This is a genomic window from Streptomyces sp. NPDC059456, assembly GCF_042750055.1.
GTDB lineage: Bacteria > Actinomycetota > Actinomycetes > Streptomycetales > Streptomycetaceae > Streptomyces.
Genome location: NZ_JBHYVA010000645.1, coordinates 1 through 4,018 on the forward strand (window position 1 = coordinate 1; position 4,018 = coordinate 4,018).

Below are 4,018 nucleotides of genomic sequence, written 5' to 3' on the forward strand. Positions count from 1 at the left end.
GACGGGATCAGGAGCGGACGGGATCAGGCGTCGACGAGCTCGCGGTCCTTGTCCGGGCCCCGGCCGGAGCCCTCGGCGCCTTCGAGGTGCTTGCGCAGGCTCTCGCCCTCCACGTCCACGTTCGGCAGCAGCCGGTCCAGCCACTTCGGCAGCCACCAGGCCTTGTGCCCGAGCAGTGCGAGCACCGCCGGGACGATCGTCATGCGGACGACGAACGCGTCGAAGAGGACCGCGATGGCCAGACCGAAGCCGATCATCTTGATCATCTGCTCGCTGGCGCCGATGAAGCCGGAGAACACCGCGATCATGATGACGGCGGCGGCCACGACCACCCGCGCGCTGTACTGGAAGCCGGTCACGACGGCCTGGCCCGGGCGCTCGCCGTGGACGTACGCCTCACGCATCCGGGTCACGAGGAAGACCTCGTAGTCCATCGCCAGGCCGAACACGACGCCCACCATGAAGATCGGCATCATGCTCATGATCGGACCGGTCTGCTCCACTCCGAAGACCGAGCCGAGCCAGCCCCACTGGAAGACCGCGACGACGGCGCCGAGGGCGGCGACCACCGAGAGCAGGAAGCCGAGGGCCGCCTTGAGCGGGACCAGGACCGAGCGGAAGACCACCATCAGCAGCAGGAAGGCGAGGCCGACCACGAGCGCCAGGTAGGGCAGCAGCGCGTCGTTCATCTTCTGCGAGAAGTCGATGTTCATGGCGGTGGCGCCGGTGACGAGGACGTCGTCGCCGCTGCCGTCGCGGATCGTGTGGACCAGGTCCTCGGTCTCCACCGAGGACGGGCGGTCCTTCGGGATGACGGTGATCACCGAGGCGTCGCCGGCCTCGTTCGGGGCCGGCGGCATGACCGCGGCCACGCCCTCCAGGCCCTTGATCCGGGCCTCCGTCGCGTCGGCGAGCTTCTTGTCGCCGTCGACGACCACCATCAGCGGGCCGTTGAAGCCCGGCCCGAAGCCCTCGGACAGCAGGTCGTACGCCTTGCGCTGGGTCGTGGAGACCGGCTGGGCGCCGTCGTCCGGCAGGCCCATCTCCAGCTTGCTCGCCGGGATCGCGATGGCGCCGAGGCCGATGACGCCGACGAGGAGCACCATGACCGGGCGGCGCAGGACGAAGCGGGCCCAGCGGGTGCCGCCGTTGGCCTTGGGCTCGGCACCGGCGGGCTTGCCCTTGCCGAACAGCCTGCTCTTCGTACCCGCGGGCAGGACCTTCTTGCCGGCGAAGCCCAGGATGGCCGGGACCAGGGTCAGGGCGACGAGGACGGCGATGACGACGGTGCCGGCGGCCGCGAAGCCCATCTTGGTCAGCATCGGGATGTTGACGACGGCCAGGCCCACGAGGGCGATGACCACGGTGAGACCGGCGAAGACGACGGCGGATCCGGCGGTTCCGGCGGCCCGGCCCGCGGCCTCGTCCCGCTCGCGGCCCGCGGCGAGTTCCACGCGGTAGCGGGAGACGATGAAGAGCGCGTAGTCGATGCCGACCGCAAGGCCGATCATCATCGCGAGGGTGGAGGTGGTGGAGCCGAGGTCCAGCACGTTGGCGAGCGCGGTGATGGAGGAGACGCCGATGCCCACGCCGATGATCGCGGTCAGCAGCGGCAGCCCGGCCGCGACCAGCGAACCGAAGGTGATGACGAGGACGATCGCCGCGATCAGGATGCCGACGATCTCGCCGGAGCCCGTCTCGGGGGCCGTCATCAGGGCGTCGCCGCCGATCTCGACGGTGAGCCCGGCGTCCTTCGCCGCGGTGCCGACGTCCTTGAGGGCGTCGCGCGTGTCGTCCTTCAGCTCCATGCCGGTGACGTCGTACTTGACGCTCACGTAGGCGGTGGAGCCGTCCTGGCTCACCGCGTGGGCCTGGTACGGATCGGTGACCGAGGCGATCTCGGCCTTGCCCGGGCCGTCCTTCAGGCCGGAGACGATCTTCTCGACCTCGGTCTTGTACTTCGGGTCGTTGACCGAGGCGCCCGCGGGCGCCTTGACGACGATACGGGCGGTGGCGCCGTCGGCGGCCATGCCCGGGAACTTCTTGTCCAGCACGTCGAAGGCCTTCTGGGCCTCCGTGCCGGGTATCGAGAACGATCCGGAGGTGGGCGCGGCCGCCGTCGCCGCGCCGAATCCGGCGGCGAACAACAGCGCCACCCAGACGAGGGCGACGAGGCCGCGGCGCCGGAAGGCGCCCCGCCCGAGTCGGTAGAGGAAGGTGGCCACGGAGGCGGTCTCCCGTTCAGGTCGTGGGATGGATCCGGGATGGATCAGGGCGTGGAAAGCCGGCCCGACGACGAGAGCGGCGTGTCAGGAGCAGCAGGATGGAGTCGCGGGGACTCAGACTCCGAGGGCGGGGAAGACCACGGAGTCGATGAAGTCGGCGAGGAACGCCTGGTCCACGGGGCGGTCCTCCATCAGAGGCAACGCGATGAAGGCGCCGATCAGCATGTGCGGCACGAAGCGGATCGCGGGGCAGTCCGGGGCGACCTCGCCCCGCTCCACGGCCCGCCGCAGGATCTCGTCGAGTCCGGAGATCTCCGGCTCCATGAGCAGCCTGCGCAGTGCCTGGTGCAGTTCGGGGCTCTCGTGGACGGCATGGGCGAGGCCCCGCAGCAGTGCGGTGTCCTTCGCCATCTGCGCGTTGTCGGAGAGCTCGACCATGCGGTGGAAGTCGCCGCGCAGCGAACCCGTGTCGATCTCCCGCAGGGAGGTCGGCTGGGTGCACCGCAGGGCCTTGGCGACCAGCTCGGGCTTGCTCCCCCACTGGCGGTAGAGGGTGGCCTTGCTGGACTTGGTACGGGCGGCGACCGCGTCCATGGTCAGCGCCTCGTAGCCGACCTCGCGGAGGAGGTCGAGGACCGCCTCGTGGAGCTCGGCTTCCCGCTCGGGGGTGATCCGGCTGCGCCGCGACGAGAGTTCTTCGGACATCTCCGGCACCTCCCATCCGAACGAAACCGTTTCGTACACCGATGACGATACCCCGGTCGCAAGCGAAACGAAACCGTTCCGTTTCGCTAGACGGCGTGGCATGGATCACCTGTACGAGTTGCCAGGCCCCCCTGGCGCGGAAAGCATTGTGGGGTGAGTCACGACGTCGCGTACCTCCGGTTCCCGCACCTCCACGACGATCTGCTGTGCTTCGCCACCGAGGACGACCTCTGGGTCGCCCCGCTGGTCCCCGACGGCCGGACCCCCGGCCGGGCCTGGCGGATCACCGTCGACCGGACCAGGGTCGGCCACCCCCGGTTCTCCCCCGACGGCCGCCACATCGCCTTCACGACCTGGCGCAGCCTCGACCCCGAGATCCACCTGGCCCCGGTCGAAGGCGGACCGGCCCGCCAGCTCAGCTACTGGGGCGCCACCGACACCCGGGTCTGCGGCTGGACCCCGCCCGACAAGGACGGGCGCAGCGACATCCTCGCCGTGTCCTCGCACAGCCAGCCCTTCTCGTACTTCGCCTGGGCCTACAGCGTGCCGACCGACGGCTCGCCCGGCGGCAAGCTCCCCTGGGGGCCGGTCTCCGACATCGCCGTCCACGAGGAGCCGGGGGGCGAGCGTCGCACCCTGCTGCTGACCGGCAAGCCCCCGCACGAGCCCGCCGCATGGAAGCGCTACCGCGGCGGCGCCACCGGCCGGCTGTGGCTGCACGGCAAGCAGCTGCTGGAGGACGTCGAGGGCCATCTCGACGCCCCGATGTTCGTGGACGGCCGCATCGCCTTCCTCTCCGACCACGAGGGCATCGGCAACCTGTACTCGTGCCTGCCCGACGGCACCGACCTGCGCCGGCACACCGACCACGAGGAGTTCTACGCCCGGCACGCCTCCAGTGACGGCACCCGCGTCGTCTACCAGTGCGCCGGGGACCTGTGGCTCGTCGACTCGCTGTCCGCCGGCGCGGCCCCCCGCCCGCGCGCCCGGGGCCGCGGCGGGCCCCCCCCCCGCCGCCGCGCGGACCCCGTCCCGGCCGCCAGCCCGGCTCTGATAAAAAACTGTCGCGGCCGACCAAAAAGAGAGTG

General features: G+C 70.8%; 2 protein-coding genes and 1 pseudogene. 1 reads left to right on the top strand and 2 read right to left on the bottom strand.

The window, feature by feature from the left end; all coding sequences use genetic code 11:
* Positions 1-23 precede the first annotated feature (23 nt).
* Together ACFXA3_RS35460 and ACFXA3_RS35465 are read right to left on the bottom strand one after the other, a co-directional pair.
* Positions 24-2,225 (bottom strand): MMPL family transporter, encoded by a 2,202-nt coding sequence (locus ACFXA3_RS35460; RefSeq protein WP_385193990.1) that lies wholly within the window; start codon positions 2,223-2,225, stop codon positions 24-26.
* 114 nt (positions 2,226-2,339) lie between these two features.
* On the bottom strand, positions 2,340-2,930 hold the full coding sequence (locus ACFXA3_RS35465) for a TetR/AcrR family transcriptional regulator (protein WP_054226666.1): 591 nt from the start codon (positions 2,928-2,930) through the stop codon (positions 2,340-2,342).
* 153 nt (positions 2,931-3,083) lie between these two features.
* Here ACFXA3_RS35465 and ACFXA3_RS35470 point away from each other — a divergent pair.
* Positions 3,084-4,018 (top strand): annotated as a pseudogene (locus ACFXA3_RS35470) (peptidase S41); the annotation flags it as partial.

Coding starts and splice junctions, on each gene's coding strand:
- ACFXA3_RS35465 (WP_054226666.1), bottom strand. CDS start 2,930: ATGTCCGAAGAACTCTCGTCGCGGCGCAGCCGGATCACCCCCGAGCGG.